This window comes from Pseudomonas sp. FW215-R2 (genome assembly GCF_058789255.1).
Genome location: NZ_JBYTBO010000012.1, coordinates 145,862 through 162,355 on the forward strand (window position 1 = coordinate 145,862; position 16,494 = coordinate 162,355).

The 16,494-nt window shown below is 54.0% G+C and carries 15 protein-coding genes; 6 read left to right on the forward strand and 9 right to left on the reverse strand.

The genetic code is table 11. The features are described from left to right. Positions 1-3 precede the first annotated feature (3 nt). On the reverse strand, positions 4-1,065 hold the full coding sequence (locus AC3WRD_RS18195) for a YncE family protein (protein WP_102622295.1): 1,062 nt from the start codon (positions 1,063-1,065) through the stop codon (positions 4-6). A gap of 292 nt (positions 1,066-1,357) precedes the next feature. Between AC3WRD_RS18195 and AC3WRD_RS18200 the strand changes: the two genes are divergently transcribed. The 3 genes from AC3WRD_RS18200 to AC3WRD_RS18210 all read left to right on the forward strand — a co-directional run bounded on the left by AC3WRD_RS18200 (position 1,358) and on the right by AC3WRD_RS18210 (position 4,993). After that, entirely contained in the window at positions 1,358-2,512 is a 1,155-nt protein-coding gene (locus AC3WRD_RS18200; RefSeq protein WP_146013093.1) for an MBL fold metallo-hydrolase, read from the forward strand. Beyond that, entirely contained in the window at positions 2,509-3,258 is a 750-nt protein-coding gene (locus AC3WRD_RS18205; RefSeq protein ID WP_096821790.1) for a class I SAM-dependent methyltransferase, read from the forward strand. Before AC3WRD_RS18200 ends, AC3WRD_RS18205 begins: the two co-directional genes overlap by 4 nt. A gap of 337 nt (positions 3,259-3,595) precedes the next feature. Further along, positions 3,596-4,993, forward strand: coding sequence for a hypothetical protein (locus tag AC3WRD_RS18210; RefSeq protein ID WP_102622297.1), 1,398 nt, complete (start codon positions 3,596-3,598; stop codon positions 4,991-4,993). 110 nt (positions 4,994-5,103) lie between these two features. On the opposite strand, the gene AC3WRD_RS18215 is transcribed toward AC3WRD_RS18210, so the two are convergent. The 8 genes from AC3WRD_RS18215 to AC3WRD_RS18250 all read right to left on the reverse strand — a co-directional run bounded on the left by AC3WRD_RS18215 (position 5,104) and on the right by AC3WRD_RS18250 (position 12,706). Then, on the reverse strand, positions 5,104-6,963 hold the full coding sequence (locus tag AC3WRD_RS18215) for an ABC transporter ATP-binding protein (protein WP_102622298.1): 1,860 nt from the start codon (positions 6,961-6,963) through the stop codon (positions 5,104-5,106). 268 nt (positions 6,964-7,231) lie between these two features. Next, entirely contained in the window at positions 7,232-7,777 is a 546-nt protein-coding gene (gene ybiA / locus AC3WRD_RS18220) for a riboflavin biosynthesis intermediates N-glycosidase (RefSeq protein ID WP_102622299.1), read from the reverse strand. A 134-nt stretch (positions 7,778-7,911) separates the two neighbouring features. After that, entirely contained in the window at positions 7,912-8,712 is an 801-nt protein-coding gene (sseB, locus tag AC3WRD_RS18225; protein WP_102622300.1) for an enhanced serine sensitivity protein SseB, read from the reverse strand. 137 nt (positions 8,713-8,849) lie between these two features. Continuing rightward, on the reverse strand, positions 8,850-9,071 hold the full coding sequence (locus tag AC3WRD_RS18230) for a hypothetical protein (RefSeq protein ID WP_096821795.1): 222 nt from the start codon (positions 9,069-9,071) through the stop codon (positions 8,850-8,852). A 48-nt stretch (positions 9,072-9,119) separates the two neighbouring features. Further along, positions 9,120-9,527, reverse strand: coding sequence for a hypothetical protein (locus AC3WRD_RS18235; protein ID WP_102622301.1), 408 nt, complete (start codon positions 9,525-9,527; stop codon positions 9,120-9,122). Between the two features lie 48 nt (positions 9,528-9,575). After that, a complete protein-coding gene (locus tag AC3WRD_RS18240) occupies positions 9,576-9,959 on the reverse strand; it encodes a hypothetical protein (RefSeq protein ID WP_102622302.1) in 384 nt (127 codons plus the stop codon). Between the two features lie 700 nt (positions 9,960-10,659). Then, on the reverse strand, positions 10,660-11,289 hold the full coding sequence (locus tag AC3WRD_RS18245; RefSeq protein WP_102622303.1) for an HNH endonuclease: 630 nt from the start codon (positions 11,287-11,289) through the stop codon (positions 10,660-10,662). Then, positions 11,276-12,706: an AAA family ATPase gene (locus AC3WRD_RS18250; RefSeq protein WP_102622304.1), complete on the reverse strand. Its 1,431-nt coding sequence runs from the start codon at positions 12,704-12,706 to the stop codon at positions 11,276-11,278. The genes AC3WRD_RS18245 and AC3WRD_RS18250 overlap by 14 nt, the downstream gene beginning before the upstream one ends. A gap of 704 nt (positions 12,707-13,410) precedes the next feature. Between AC3WRD_RS18250 and AC3WRD_RS18255 the strand changes: the two genes are divergently transcribed. From AC3WRD_RS18255 to AC3WRD_RS18265, 3 genes are all read left to right on the forward strand, one after another. Further along, on the forward strand, positions 13,411-14,142 hold the full coding sequence (locus AC3WRD_RS18255) for a GntR family transcriptional regulator (RefSeq protein WP_102622305.1): 732 nt from the start codon (positions 13,411-13,413) through the stop codon (positions 14,140-14,142). A gap of 133 nt (positions 14,143-14,275) precedes the next feature. Then, positions 14,276-15,565 carry an MFS transporter gene (locus AC3WRD_RS18260; RefSeq protein ID WP_102622306.1) on the forward strand — a complete coding sequence of 430 codons (1,290 nt, stop codon included), beginning with the start codon at positions 14,276-14,278 and terminating at the stop codon, positions 15,563-15,565. Between the two features lie 28 nt (positions 15,566-15,593). Next, entirely contained in the window at positions 15,594-16,433 is an 840-nt protein-coding gene (locus tag AC3WRD_RS18265; RefSeq protein ID WP_102622307.1) for an amidohydrolase family protein, read from the forward strand. Positions 16,434-16,494: the final 61 nt, after the last annotated feature.

A 16,494-nucleotide genomic window follows, 5' to 3' on the forward strand; every position in this document is an offset into this window, starting at 1 on the left:
CGCTTACTGCGACTTGAAGGTCAGGACCGTGAAGGTGCCGGGGTGAAACACCGGGTCGGGCTTGGGCTGCTCCCGGCTCGGTGCCGGCTGGGTGAAGTCGGCGGTGAACAGGTAGGCCTGACTGCGTTTGGTGTCCAGCACCATGTTGTGGGCCCACGGCCGCGTCCCGACTGTACCGCGCAGTTGGTATTGGCCCTGGTTGTCGCGCTGAACGATCGCAAGACTGGCGTCGGTGCCGCTGGGCACCAGCAATTGGTCTTTCACGGGATCGTAAGCCAGTGCGTTCACGGCGCGGCCGATCGGCAGGGTGCTGAAGGCCTTGCCCGTGTTCAGGTCTGCGATCACCAGAACGGGGGCGCCGCCTCGGCACGCCACGAACAGACGTTGATGCGGTTCGTCGACGGCCAGAGCGCTGGGCTTGCTGCAGCCTTTGAATGTCCAGAGTTGCTGGTGTTCAAGTTTCTTTCCGGAAAGAACGGCGACCTGGTCTTCATCGCGCATGGGCACAATGAAGTTGCCGTTTTCAAGAATGACGGGGCCGTCGAGCTTTTGCGCTGGCACGTCCACCGCGTCCGTCAGGCGATCGGTTTTCGGGTCGATCAGGTACAGCGTCGAATGATCACCGCGCCGGCCACTGGTGACGATCAACCGGTCACGGCTGGCGTCGTAAAGCAGATTGTTGAGGTTGCCGGAATCGAGGTTCAGCCGTTGCAGGACTTGCAGGCGATCCAGCGCCACGATCCCCAACGTCCCGTCCATGTTGGCGACATACGCCCGATTACGCTCAGGCACGAAGGCGACGGCGTTAGCGCCGGCGGAGTTGTCGAGGGTCTTCACCAACCGTTGCTGTTCGACGTCGAACACCGACAGTCCGTTTTCCCGGCGGGACACGAACAGGTGCGGCCCCTTGGGTTCCAGTGCCGCGAAGCCCCAACTGTGACCGTCGCCTGGCAATACCTTTGAGGCGCTGAGGGTGTATAGCAGCGGCTCTTTCGCTTGAGCATGGGGGCCGATCAGGCCAAGCGCCAGGCCTGCAAGTGCGAGCCACGTTTTTGAAAACAACATCAAAGACCTCAGTATTTTTGTTGGATGGACAGGTGTGGAATCGCGTTTGGCGGCCGATACAGGCCCAGAGTACCTTGCTGATCTGCGCGCTGCGACGACCGCGTTGCTACTTTTCGTACTGAGCCCGGGTGTGTTATTTTTTTGAGCAGGTCATTGAATATGTATACAAAGTGGTGTAGCGGCTGCGTTTAGTGGTGGTCTGTCAGTAAACTGGCAACGGGTTATTTTTTGAGGTTGTTGTTCTTTTGCTTAACTCACAGTTTGATTAATTAATATATGAAGGGTTAGGCAGTTGGATATAGAGTTCGTCAATCACGCCTCATTGCTTCTGGAAGAGAAGGGCAGTTATTTTCTTACTGATCCCTGGTACGTTTCTCCTGCGTTCGGCGGCTGGATTCAAAACCCGTCACCCAGAACAACAATGATTGAGAAGTTGCTTTCTCTTCCGGCCGATAAACTTAATGTCATTATTTCGCATGGTCATGATGATCATCTGGATGAATTTTTCATTCAGCAGCATTTGGCGGATGCCACGTTCTTTGTTCCGAAATTCAAGACGAATGGACTCTCCAAGCGGATTGAGCGCCTCACCGGTCGCTATCCGGTTGAACTGACAGAAGAGGCACATTACGTCGATGGGGTGGAGTTGAGATGCTTCATCAATCCGGATTTCACGGAATATGATTCGATTGTTACAGTCGTGTCTGAAACCGATGCGGTTATTCATGCCAATGATAACTGGCACGAATATCCGTTTGCGCTTACCGATGCGCTCAATGAATGCTTGAGTGCTGTCCCGGTTGAAAGCCGTTACTTTTTTATCCAGTTCGGTATCGCTGACAGTTTCCCTGTCAACTACCCGTCCTTTGACAAGCAAAGTGCGGACGAGATGATTGAATCCCGATTCAAGTCTTATCAGGCCGCCACCACGGCGAACCTCAAACACCTGGGGCTCGACAAGGGCTTCTATTACGCGAATCAATCGCTGTACCAATACCCGGCCTCTTGGGATCGCGGGTCGCTCTATGATCTTGCGCAAGACTTTCTGCGCCGGAATCCAGGGCCGTTTACCCAGTGTGTGTCCGGAATCGACATAAAAACGAGCCAGCTCCATGACTCCCCAGGTGAAGAACTCTTTGATTTGCTGCTTGGGCAGCTCGAGCGTTTTCTGAACAAGGCCGTGGGCGGTCCTGTTCCCGTCAGATTGCTCACCGCGTCGGATGAATATGAGAGCGGTACCGTCGGCTACGAGGCTTCGCGCCATGTCTGGTCTCGGATATTGAACGCCGAGTTGACGCTGGAGGCGATTATCATCGGAGGCATGGGGCTCGTGCACAGGCCGGATCAAAACATATCCAGTATCCACGCCAAGGTTTCCAAACTGGCGTACCTGATTCAAAGCAAACTCATTTCGAACGGTCTTAACTTTTTGATGGAAAGTAAATGAAAACTCAAGACGGTCAGCTGTTTTTTACCCCTCCCAGCCAGGCGGATGCCTACAAGGAACTGCGGGATATTCATGGCGAGATTCATACAATCGCAGGGGAATACTGGAACTGGCCTTCGGTTGCTACGCTGTCACGACCTTCGCTGGCGCGAATCCTGAACCTTAACCTCCTGTACGACGAGATGCTCCCTGTTGCGGGATCGATCTGCGAGTTTGGCGTTCATTACGGCAGCAGCCTGGCAACATTGCTGAATCTTCGGGCTATCAAGGAACCCTACAATTACTCGCGGCATATCTTTGGCTTCGACACCTTCAGCGGTTTTGCCGAAGTTGACGAGAAAGATGGCGCGCAAGTCAAAGCGGGCGACTTTCATGTAGACGATGGTTATGAGAATTTGCTGGAGCGGCTGCTCCAGGCTCAAGAGTCGCTGAGCCCCAATAATCACCTGAAGAAGTTCACCCTGATCAAGGGTGATGCCTCAGAGACTTCGAAACAATGGCTTGAAGACAATCCTCACTCGCTCATCTCGATGGCCATTTTCGATATGGACGTTTATAAGCCGACGAAGGATGTACTGGAAGCGATCAAGCCACGACTGTCAAAAGGTTCGATTCTGGTTTTTGACGAGCTGAACTGCCCTCACTTCCCAGGCGAAACACAAGCGCTGCTTGAAGTGTTTGATATGAACACTATTCAGGTTAAGCGCTCGCCGTTCCTGCCTTACGTATCGTACTTCCGCTTGTGATCTGCAGTGATGCGCTGTCTGAGTGGTCATGGATTTTTCTTCCGGGAATCCGCGATCAACGTGCGCCGGTCAGTCGCTCAGTCGTAGCGGCCAGCAGCGCCTGAGTCATTCAGCGTATCTTCCTTGCCTCAAAGGCCGGTCAACCGGTCGTTGAGGTAAGGGTTACCCTTCAGCACGCGGACTCATCAAGACGCTTGTGCGAGTTTGCGCAGGTTGCAGCCATGGTTTTTACACCTAACCTCAACATGGGCATCTGTGTGCGCTCCGCCAGCTTCAAATCTGCATGACTTCAATGCCCATCAGTGGATAGCTGCATCCATAGGCAAGGAGTCTGAAAATGAAAATCCCCCGCACGCTCTGCGCAACTATCGTTTTGAGTTTGACCGCTTGTTCGTCCACCCCGCTTATCTACAATGCCAGCGATAACTCTCCAGGCACTATAAAACCGCTACAGAAACTGCTCCCTGACAACACCCCTGTGAGGCTGTTTTTTGTTCATGGTGTAGGAGATCACTGTCCGGGTTACGCCCTGGGTCCTGACGGCTGGTTGAATGAAAAAAACGCTGCTGCGATGGGGTTGAAACCCGTACCCGGCGGAATCGAATCTGATGAATCCATCAATGTGAACGTCTTTATGGGAGGAGAAAAAGACCCGTACTCAGAGGTGAACGTCCGCAAAAAAAATTACTCTCTGACGCTGCCTGACAGGGACCGCGCAGTGAGCGTAGAGGCGATTGAAATTACCTGGTCACCCCTGACCCGATGGCTGAAAAGCAATCAGCTTGGATATGACTCGCCGTCTGTTTTCGCAAATAAAAAACGCAAGCCATGCATTGAGTTCCCCGACCCGAAAATTCCTCCAACGGTACAGGCGCCACCAAGGCTTTTGCTCGACAAAACAATCAAGGAGCAGGTTTTTGACCGGAACTTGTCCGATGCCATTCTCTATACCGGAACCTATGGGCAGACCATGGTGCGAGGGCTTGCAGAGGGGATTTGCCATGCCATCACGCCTACGGACAAGAATAAAAAATGTATATGGCCCTCTGCGCAGGAAAGTAAAAAAACACCGCACAAGAATTTATTCGTGACCCACAGTCTGGGCAGTCGCATGACTTACGATATGTTCCTCCAGCTTCTGGACCAGACAAAAGACAGCAAGACCAACCCTTTTCCCTACAGCGAACGCAGCAGTGCACAGGGATTCATCGAAAACATGATCGCGAATACGCCAGCCTTCTACATGATGGCGAATCAGCTTTCGTTGCTGGGTTTGGCCAAAGTTCCGCCTCTAGCCCGCTCCAGTGATAGCGTTGCACATCCTTTTTTTCGGCAGTTATTTCCTGTAAGTGACTTTGATGCTCTCTCGTTTCAGTCGCAAGAAAACGCAGGACCGGTTGTGTACGGAAATGTTCTTTCGGAACTCGCAGATTTAAAATCAACCGTAGAAACGAAGACCGGAAAACAAACCGACGGCCTTCAGATAGTCTCTTTCAATGACACAAATGACCTGCTCACCTGGCATATCCCGAGTTGGTACGCCAACGCTGAGGCTACACCGGGAGGGCGGCCACGGATCGATGTGACGGACGTATTTGTGCAGAATACCCCCAAGCTCCTGATCATCGAGCTTCCCCTGAACGCGCACGTTGACTACTTTAAAAACCCGGACGTCAGGGATCTCATCCGTTGCGGCGCTGCCAATGGCGAAGTCTTGAAGTGCCCTGGGCGTTGACCGGGTTGTAATATCCAGGAAGCCCGGAAACGACAAAGCCCTGAATAATCAGGGCTTTGTCGATTTGGTGGGGACGAAAAAATAAATCTGTCCCTATTTTCACGCTATTTTCACGCCCGGTCCATCGCCTCATCCAGCCTTTGATCCTCACCCAGAAAACCACCGCTCTGGTGCTGCCAGAGTCGCGCGTAGGTGCCGTTTCTTTCCAGCAGTTCGGTGTGGGTGCCTTGTTCGATGATGCGGCCCTCATCCATGACAATCAGACGGTCCATGGCCGCAATCGTCGACAACCGATGGGCGATGGCGATGACGGTCTTGCCCGTCATCATTTCATCGAGGCTTTCCTGGATGGCGACTTCGACTTCGGAATCCAGAGCACTGGTGGCCTCGTCGAGCAGCAGGATCGGAGCGTTCTTGAGCATCACCCGGGCGATGGCGATACGTTGGCGCTGGCCGCCCGATAGCTTGATGCCGCGCTCGCCCACCAGCGTGTCATAGCCCGAGTGGCCTTGGCGATCACTCAGTTGGCTGATGAAACCGTCGGCCTGGGCATTGATCGCGGCGCTGCGCACTTGTGCATCGGTAGCATCCGGGCGGCCATAGGCGATGTTGTCGCGAATCGAGCGATGCAGCAGGGACGTATCTTGCGTCACCATGCCGATTGCACTGCGCAAGCTGTCTTGCGTTACCTGAGCGATGTTCTGCCCGTCGATGCGAATCTCACCGCTGTCGACGTCATAGAACCGCAACAGCAGATTGATCAGCGTGGATTTACCGGCACCGGAGCGGCCCACCAGACCGATTTTTTCGCCCGCGCGGATCTTCAGACTCAGCCCGTCGAGTACCTGACGTTCGCCGTTGTAGTTGAAGTGCACGTTGTCAAAGGTCACGGCGCCGCCCGAAGGCACCAGCAGGCCGGCGTTCGGCGCATCCTGCACTTTCGGGCCACGGGTCAGGGTGGCCATGCCGTCCTGCACGGTGCCGATGTTTTCGAACAGCGACGTCATTTGCCACATGATCCAGTGCGACATGCCATTGATCCGCAGCGCCATGGCGGTGATCGCCGCCACTGCACCCGCACCGACCTGGCCCTGATGCCAGAGCCAGAGGGCATAGCCGCCTGCGCCAAGGATCAATCCGACCACCAGCGCCTGATTGACGATCTCGAACTGGCTGACCAGGCGCATTTGGCGAAAACCGGTCTGCTTGAAATCCTCCATGGCCGCGCGCGCGAAATGCGCTTCACGGTTGGAGTGCGAGAACAGTTTGACGGTGGTGATATTGGTGTAGGCGTCGGAAATACGCCCCGTCATCGAGGAGCGTGCATGGGCCTGTTCCTGCCCGACTTGCCCCAGGCGCGGCACGAAGTACAGCATCGCCAACCCGAACAACGCGACCCAGGCAAGAAAGGGCAGCATGAGTTTCAGGGCAAAGCCACCGGCCAGCGCGATGATCGCAATAAAGTAAACGCCAATGCCGGGCGCGATTTCGATGAGGGTGAACAGCACCTCGCGCACTGCCAGCGCAGTCTGCATCACCTTGGTCGTGACCCGGCCGGAGAACTCATCGGAAAAGAACGAAAGGCTTTGCCGCAACATCAGGCGATGGAAGTCCCAGCGCAGCCGCAGCGGCAGATTGATCGCCAGAATCTGGTGCTGCACCATCGTGCGCAACGCCACCAGGCCGATGCTGGTGAGCAACACGATTGCGATCCCCCACAGCACTCGGCTTTCTTGCCCGCTCACTTCACCACCGGCCTGCCAGGTCGAGAGCAGGTCCACCACTTGCCCGAGAAAGGAAAACAACCAGGCTTCGTAGATCGACACACTGGCGCTCAACAACGCAAGGGCAAGGACATAACCACGGGCACCGCGGGTGCAGGCCCACAGAAATCGCATCAGGCCAACCGGCGGTGGCGGCGCCTCGTCGGGGGGGAAGGGGTCGAGCCTGCGTTCAAACACGCGAAGCATAGGGGTCTCCGAAATGATCAGGTTCAGGGGGAGTATGCCATCTTCGTCATTGGCCCCGGACAGGAGGACCGCCAGCGGACGATTTTCGAGTGGTGCTCACGGATGGCCAGATCATGGAACGGGCCGACTACTGGGAACGACTCATGGATTTACGTCCACGAAAGCGAGCATGAGAGGGCGGTCGCGCAAGTCGCATGATGACTGTTCGCTAGATCGGTCGCGGTGTTCACCACCGCGACCGGATCGCTAGAGTGTGATAGTGGGTGAATCAGCTTCCGTCGCGGACCTGCATCAGCGCGAACCCCAGCAGATTCAGGCCTTGCCACAGGTTGGGGTTCCTCGCGTTTTCGTGGTCCTGGGCGAGCCCGATGCCCCAGATGCTATCAACCGGGCTTGCCTCAACGATGATGCGCGAACCGGTGTCCTTGAGGAATGCATTCAACTCCGGGTTCTGAGAGAACTTGGCCTGGTTGGCCCGGACGACAATTGCATATCGGTGTTGCAGCCAATCCTGTTCGTTGAATCCACGCACGTTGCGGCCAAGCGCTTTCGCTGCATTGGGGGTAGGCGCCAGGAGCACTTGAGCTCGAACTTCCTGATCGCCGAACAAGGCGGCCTTCTCGGCCATCATGAAATGCTCGGCAGTCGCGTAGCGTTGCCCGTCGACAACGAATTCAGCCTCGAACCACTGGCTGAAGCATGACGCTGTAACGCCGCTCTTGCTTCGCTGGTGTCCCCAGAAAAACGTAAATTCAAGCGCCTCTCCTGAGTTGAAGCGGGAGCGGAGGTCTTCCAGATACTTTGAATCTTGCAATGAGGTTTCCTCGGCAATTGGCTTTGCGGTGGGAGATTTAGTATGACGAAGCAGGGTAAATTTCGATCGATGGGATTACTTGTCTTTGCTGGTGCACAGTTTTCTCGGCACCGTTAACACGGCGTTGTGCTCTGTCACGCCTTGCCAAAGCCAAACAATGAGCGCAGCCAGCCTGCCGATTTCCGTTCATAGAAGGGGGGGGTTTGCTTGAGGAAGTAATCGCCAAGGCCTGGATCACCTTCTTGAACGCGGTACAGGTCCACGGGTTCGCCATCCGGAGCGGTGTCCCCGGCAACGTTGCCGGCTTCAAGCATGACCCGTTCAATATCGCCGTCCGCTTCGATACCAATGACCAGATGAGGCTTTTGATCAGACGATGCATCATGCATCAACGCCAGAAACGCACGCTTCACGTTGTGATGTTTGGCGAGTAATTGGGTGAGCGAGTTGACCATCTTCGCGGGATATTGCGATGGCTGCCCGAGCAGCACTTGAGTGTCTTTTTCGACCGTGCGCTGTGTCGGCTTTTGGCCGATCTCGTCGCCGAGCAAATGGCGCACTTCCTCCGGGAAGAACTCTTTCCCGTAAGGAGACTTTGGATTAAGGAAAAGAGGGGTGCCCTGTGTGATTTCAAACAGCGATCTGGCCGGGATCTCGATGTAGGACTCTTCGCTGTCTATGGATTTCTGTAGCGTTTGCAACGAAGAAAAAAACGGGATGACCGCGGTGCCGTCGGGCTTTTGCCAATGCGCGATGCTGATGTTGCTGCCAGCCTCAAGGTTGACTTGACCTTCGCCAGTGTCGGTCGTACCAAGAATGTAGATAGTGGAATTCAACAGTGTCTTGAAAAACTCGGGTCGGTGTGCCGGCTCATCCGCCGCCAGCCTGAGTGACTTTTCGAGGGTGTTTTCTTGTTGGGTATCCATGATGTCCATCGGCAGTTCCATCAAAACAGACAAAAAGTGAGTAGCAAAGCGTGCGCAGTTTTTCACGCTGCTGTGAAAACGGGAAGAACACAAGCCTGATGAATCTGCAGCACAAGGAAGCCGACACCACGTGATCTGCCTTGCCTTCACTTCATTCGCGCACCATAGAAGTGGTTGAGTAGTATCAGCTCAACCACAGCTACAAATACGCACAGCACGAGAAAGCCAGGACTGAAGACACGCTTGCGGCCGGATGAGCTTATATCCATCCAGTTAGCGCCTGAATCGCCGGAAGTCAGCAGCAGGAACGCTATCCAGGCACAGGCCCAGACTTTGCCCCAGAAGCCAAGATTTCTGAAAGAAGTCATCCGTGTTTTTCCGTATGCCGCTTGATTCGGCAGATGTTTATCTGTTGGTTAGGCTTGAGAAAATAAAGGGGGCCAGTCCTCATAGAAAGAGCCGCCTATAGGGATCGGGTTGCCATCCATGTGGTATGCAGCCCATGCCAGTAGGTGTGCCATGCGTTCTGCACCAACTGGCGACAGTCCGCAAGACTCTATAACTTCGCCTAGTCGTGCTCGGCAAACATCGAGGTGGCGTCGAACGCCTGAAAACCCGCCAAGATAGAGATAGAACTCGTCGAGAACGATACCCACGCCTGGAACACCATAGGTGCCCGCTACACCTGGAGCCTCGTCGTATATGGCCTTCACATCATGACCTTCCAGGATTGCGACCGCGGTTAGTACCTCGCAAAAGGCATCTTTCATGCTGTTGCTGACCCAGAGGTCATAGCTGTTGCCAATAATGATGGGCGCGCCCATGAGTCTTATCCTGATTTTGCTAATGGAACGATAATAAAGGTTTTTATTTTAAGGAGAGGGTGCGGGCGCTTTTCTCCAGACGACAGGCGAAAGTAGAACTACCGCTATAAGAAACGCCACCTGAGACAGATAGAACAGCTCCAGCCACTGGTGATTCATGGCAACGTAGTAGGTGTTGTGGGCGACGTCCGCCAGAATGATTGCTGCAGTCAGGAAGATTCCAGCCCTGGGCTTTATGAACAGCAGCAGCGCTGCCAGCGGGTCCAGAAACGTAAGCGCTGCCCAGAAAATGCGGCTGGCCCAAAGAGTGCTTGCCCCATATCCGTAATTCCAGAACAGCCCATGCTGGAAATCCGCTCGAATGTGATTGGTAGTCGCCACCAAAAGACAGCAGGCGAACAGAATTCGGATGGCGAATGACAGCCTTGTCATGGATTGCTCCGTTTTCTGAAGGATCGCCATGATGACCGCAGAATTTTCAGAACACCAGAAACGACAAAGCCCTGAATAATCAGGGCTTTGTCGTATCAAATATGGCGGAGGCGATGGGATTCGAACTCATGGACCTGTTACAGTCGACGGTTTTCAAGTCCGAAGATTAATTTTTATATTTCAATGCCTTAGCTTGAATTCGTTTCCGCTAGGCAGTGTTTATTAATGCTCTGTAGGCCTCTGAAATCAAGGGGTGGATACTTATTTGCGGAAACGAAGTTGGCCGGTTATTTGGCGTTCTGGGTAGGCTCATGATCGCGCTAGACTTCAAGCTGCGATCGATAGACTGCGTCTGATGGAAAGCGACTTTCATCTGAAGTGAGATTTGCAGCCAACCTGGTCAGCCGTAACAGGCAGGACACGGCCAAGAGCGGACGGCGTCCAGTAAATAAATCTGTCCCCTTTTGCCGGCGCGTCGAGGTTATGCAAGAGCTGGTGATCAAAGAGCGACTGCGCTGGGTACATGGTGGGGATTGTTATAGTCCAGACACCGCTTCCGCTTATGCAACGGGCAGGTCGTCAGTGGCAGGCGCCGCCTGCCCCGTAGACGGTTGCGCCACACCGTAGCAATGATTTGTCCAGTCGCTGTCCTCTTCGTCGTGTTGTCCAAAGCCTTGCTGAAGGGTTGCCGCTTTAATGTCTATTCCGGCCTGAAGTGTGAAATAGCTTTGACTTCAGCGGCATCACTGGCCGACAACTGATTATACATGGCTATTTCTGTTATATAACCTGCGCGTCTGGCGGTTGCACTGGCAGAGTCAAGCTCAAAAAAATCAATAGTGTCTTCCCCTTTTTGGGTTATTTTTTTAACGAAAATAGCGTCGCTCACGCCGCGCTCGACAAACGAGATTTCTTCCGAGGCGGTGTCGAAATAAGGGTGAATTAAATGAAATTCACAATCGCGGTAATTTTTATTGTAGAGTTTGATCATCGATTTGGTGCCTTTAAGCATGCGGTTGCAGTAACCACATGCTGCAAAAAGGTTTTCGGTGATAAACATGAACTCTGGCCAGCCCCCTTTTTGATCCTTGTGAGCGAAGTGCTCTCGGTCTACGAGCTGTCGCCTCAAGCCGGTGCCACAATATACACACCTGTTGTTCTGGATTTTCAGTAACTGCTCAAGGAGGCTGGCTTTATAGACCTTCATTTGATTGGTTTTCAAGTCCCACTGCTTGGCCTTATGCGGCTTCAATTCTTGGAGATAGTCCAGCGTCGACTGATCAAAAGCCGGCAGTTCGGTGATGTTTAAATACCATTCACGGATTGGCATCGACCAGCTCCGCAATATTTTTGATGACCCGGTGGAGTGGGTCTGATTCGTTAAATGCTAAGCGTTCAAATTTCTTTTTTAATTGTATCAGTCGACTATTGTCTTGGGATTTGCTTGAAATTAACTTCAACGCTTCGGTAAGGTCGCTTTCGAATGCTAAATTCCCCACGGTTCGTACATCAAAGACATCATAAAGGATGTGGTCGGCACTCCAGGCGTACGTGGAGTATTCTATATTTCTAACGTTCAGCTGTTCATCCTTGTTCTCGAATACATGCAGTGAACTGGTTTCTTGTTCAAGATCAGAAATGATGAAGTGCGAGTGGGTGGCTATGATGACGTGACTGCCTGGGAATGAGCTTAATGCGCGTTTAAGCAGTGCCACATATTTTATTTGCCAGCTTGGGTGGAGGCTAAGTTCTGGTTCGTCGATGAAGACAAGGCAGTTGGGCTTCGCATGCCGGATAAGGCTGGAGAATGTATAGAGAAGTTGGGTTTCTCCGGAGCTGGAGTGGCCGAATCCAAATTTTCTATTTGTATGGAGTTTCTGTATGTTCAGGTCGACATCTGAAATCATGCCAATGCGCCGAAATACGTTAATCCCGAAATAAAGGTCGCTGTAGTCGGCAGCGGTGTTGTTGAGGTCTATGGTGACACTATTTTGACGTCCAGCGAATATTTCGTTCATCAGGCCATGACATGCTCGAGACGCATCTTCATAGGTGAAGTTCCGAAACATTTGGACTTGTAATCTGGAGCTTTTGCTTGAGTAGTTATGAACTGCCAGCATTAAATGGACAGGGTCGGCGACCAGTTCGCGGAATTCTTCGAGATTACTTATGCTGAAAGCCACTTCAATCGTGGGCGAAATCCCTAAGTATTTAAATAGCTCTGCAAGTGAGTGGTGATGATGCCGCAATGGAATATTAAGAAGGTTTTCGATTGTGCGGCGTGACAGCGTTGCTGTCCAAGACGCATTGGACGTTTCACGTACACCGCAGTATCGATAAAAGTCATCTTCGTCTGAGTCAGCAAAGGGGAACTTATCATTTACGGTGGAGCTGATTGCTAGGACTCGCGAGGGTAAGGGGAGATCAAATGCGGAGGCCTCCTCTCCATCGATGGTAAAGCGTACGCCAAACTCGCCAGCTTGGCACTCGACCAGATCCCCACCAATGTAATATTTGAATTGCAACTGGTCAGTAATCGCTCCTTTTTTCTTCACGGTACTGAATTTTCCATGCTGGTTCTTCGCCTCAGAGAGCAAGCGGAATGACTCAATCAGCGAAACTATGAAGCGCGTTTTTCCTGTAGCGTTTCCGCCGACAATAACGCTTTTGAAAGGTGTTGCGCCTCCTGTCGAAGGAGCCACAAATTCTTGATTCTTAGGTTTAAGTACATGTATCAATCTGAACAAGATATAACTCCCGCAGCGCAGCGGCACTTCCTGCGAACGTTGTCTTAACTGTCGAATATTGAGCTAGAGTTGTTCCAGCGCTGACACCTGCCTGCAGCACGGCTCACAAGAGCGCTGATTTCCCTTTCCCTCACCGAGACGATCTGTGTCTTACGGCAGTGCTGAGTATTTTTTAGCGTGTGGCTGTGTGGTTCGGCAGATGCGACTTCCATTTGAAACGCCTGTATCCATATACATGATGGCGCATACTAGCATTCCACTTCACTGGCGAGGAAGGACGGTCCTCGTTCACTGCCGAGACAGGAAATCGCGCCAGGCAGCCTGCTTTAGGGCCCTGTTGTGGCCCAATGATTCTGGACACCCCGATAGGGCGTTAAGCTTCGCCCAACCATGAGGTGTTTGCGTGATCAGAAGATCATTCAGTACAAATTTCAAACTCGAAGCAGCCAGCCTGGTTTTAGCGAAAAGGGGACAGATTTATTTACTAGCCACCGTCCGCTCTTGGCCGATAGCTGTCACTCCTGACCGTCCGCATTCGGCCAGAATCTGACATTGCCGGCGAAAACCCGCATGTCTATGAGAAGGGCAGTGGGGCAGCCATTCGTCAGCAGTACGAAAAGCCCCTCCTTGACAGGCAAGTTATCTGGGCAAATACTCGCCGCAAGATTCATATAGATGACTAGATAACAAGGTGAATAAAGTCGATGAATTCTTTATCCAGTGATGCCCGACTCCCGCTGTACCAACGCCTGCGTGACCAATTGGCTGAGCAGATCGCCAATAATCGCTGGCGTCCGGGGGAGGCGATCCCTACTGAAGCGGCGCTGTCTGCGGAATACCAACTGTCCACCGGCACGGTGCGCAAAGCGATTGATGCGTTGGTCATTGAGGGCATTCTGGAGCGTCAGCAAGGGCGAGGGACGTTTGTTCGCCGGGCGCAGTTTCAATCCTCATTGTTCCGTTTCTTCCGATTCCAGACTGTTTCCGGTGAGCGCCAGGTCCCGGAGAGTCGCATCCTCTCGATCGAGCCCGTTGCCGCACCTTCGGCCGTAGCGCAAGCACTGGGGTTGCCCGCCGATGCGCCGGTCATTCGTATTGTCCGTGTGCGTCTGCTCGATGTTAAGCCGGTGCTCGCCGAAGAAATCTGGTTGCCCCGCCAGCGGTTTCAGGCGCTGCTGGAGATCGACCTCAGTCGCGAAGGGCCGCTGCTGTATCCGATTTACGAAGAAGTGTGCGGACAGGTTGTTGCATCGGCCGAAGAAACGCTGACCGCTGAATCGGTGAATGACGTGCATGCCCGATTGCTCCAGGTAGCGGTCAACAGTCCGGTGATCGTGATCGAGCGTCTGGCCCGCGATTACGCGGGTAGCCCGCTGGAATGGCGTCGCTCGCGCGGCCACGCGGAGCACTTCCGCTACAGCGTGGATATTCGCTGACGTCTGCCTGCGTAGCGGAGCGTTCTGCGGCGGCTAGATCGCCGCCCGATTTCTGTTTGTTTGCCAAAGCTGACCCTGTCGCGGTGCGGTTGGCTGTCGGCTGCCTTGCGTAACACCTATAAGGATAAGAATCATGTTCAGCTGGTATCGCCAAGTTACTCCTCGGGAGCGCAAAACGTTTTGGGCCTGCTTCGGCGGATGGTCGCTCGACGCGTTGGAAGTACAAATGTTCGGTCTGGCGATTCCGGCGCTGATCGCCGCTTTCGCGCTGACAAAGGGCGATGCCGGATTGATCAGCGGCGTTACCCTCGTCACCTCGGCACTCGGTGGCTGGGTGGGTGGGACGTTGTCTGACCGCTATGGCCGTGTGCGCACGTTGCAGTTGATGATTTTGTGGTTCTCGTTCTTCACCTTTCTCTCGGCCTTCGTCACGGGCTTCAATCAGCTGTTGGTGGTCAAAGCGCTGCAGGGTCTCGGAATTGGCGGGGAGTGGGCGGCCGGCGCGGTGCTGATGGCCGAGACGATCAATCCGCACTATCGCGGCAAGGTCATGGGCACTGTGCAAAGTGCCTGGGCGGTGGGTTGGGGCCTGGCGGTCGGGGTGTTCACGCTGATCTATACCTCGGTGCCACAGGACATGGCCTGGCGTGTGATGTTCCTTGTCGGGTTGCTGCCGTCGTTCCTGATCATCTGGGTACGTCGTAACGTTGAGGAGCCGGACAGCTTCCAGCGTCTGCAAAAAGACAACGCCATCCCGCAGAGTTTCTTCAAGTCGCTCGCCGGCATTTTTCGCCCGGAACTGATTCGCGTGACCCTGCTTGGCGGGCTGCTGGGACTGGGCGCGCACGGTGGCTATCACGCGGTAATGACCTGGTTGCCGACCTTCCTCAAGACCGAGCGCAATCTCTCTGTGCTGAACTCGGGCGGGTATCTGGCGGTGATCATCTTCGCCTTCTGGTGTGGTTGTGTGGCCAGCGGCTATTTGATCGATCGCATTGGCCGTCGTAAAAACATTGTGCTGTTTGCCTTGTGCTGCGTGGTCACGGTGCAGTGCTACGTATTTTTGCCGCTGACTAATACGCAGATGCTGTTCCTGGGGTTCCCGTTGGGGTTCTTCGCTGCCGGTATTCCGGCCAGTCTGGGAGCGCTCTTCAACGAACTTTACCCTGCCGATGTACGCGGTGCCGGCGTTGGCTTTTGCTACAACTTTGGCCGCGTGCTGTCCGCTGTATTTCCATTCCTGGTCGGGCACATGAGTGACTCCATGTCGCTGGGTTCTGCGATTGGTATCGATGCCGGGATCGCCTACGGCGTGGCGGTGCTTGCCGCACTTTGCCTGCCTGAAACCCGGGGCAGGGACCTTGAAGCCAATGCCACCTCCGTTTCGGCCGGTATCAACGGCAATCAACGCGCTCGGGCGTGATGATCCTAACCTTCAGTAGATAAAACCTATGTCAGATACCCGCCCCAAGTCGATCACCGGCATCGACTCCCATGCCCATGTGTTCAGCCGTGATCTGCATCTGATCGGTGCACGGCGCTACACCCCTCAGTACGACGCCACGCTTGACCAGTACCTTGAGCATTTGCAAACGCATAGTCTGAGTCACGGTGTATTGGTGCAACCAAGTTTCCTTGGCACCGACAATAGCTACCTGTTGGCGGCGTTGAAGCAAGCGCCGCAGCAGTTGCGCGGTGTGGTAGTGCTGGAGCCAAGCGTCAGTCGTTCTACCTTGAATGACATGGCTCGACTGGGCGTGGTCGGCGTGCGCTTGAACCTGATCGGCAAGGCGTTACCTGATTTTCGTGACAGTGCCTGGCAAGGTTTTTTCAGCAATATCGTTGATCTCGACTGGCATGTCGAGTTGCACCGGGAAGTCAAGGATCTGCCGGGCCTGATCCAGCAATTGACGCCGTTCGGCGTGAAGTTGGTGATCGATCACTTTGGGCGGCCGGACGCGAATGCGGGTCTCGATCAGCCAGGGTTTGGCGAGTTGCTTGAGGCCGGATCGAAAGGTCCGATCTGGATCAAGGTATCGGGAATCTATCGTTTGGGAGGTACGCCACAACAGAACATTGATTTCGCTCGAAGGGCATTAGCGTTGCTGGAACAGAGCTTCGGCCTGCATCAGTTGGTATGGGGCAGTGACTGGCCGCATACGCAGCATGAGCAAAACATCGGTTTCGCCACCGTCGTCGACCAGTTGCAAGCTTTGGAACTTTCGGCGCAAGCCAGCGACTCGCTGCTGGTGCAAGCGCCTCGAAGGTTATTCGGTTTTTATAAAGACTAACGCTGAAACTTAGCCGTTGCAGTTGCCATTCATCTCACCCACTTACAAGAGTTTGGGCACC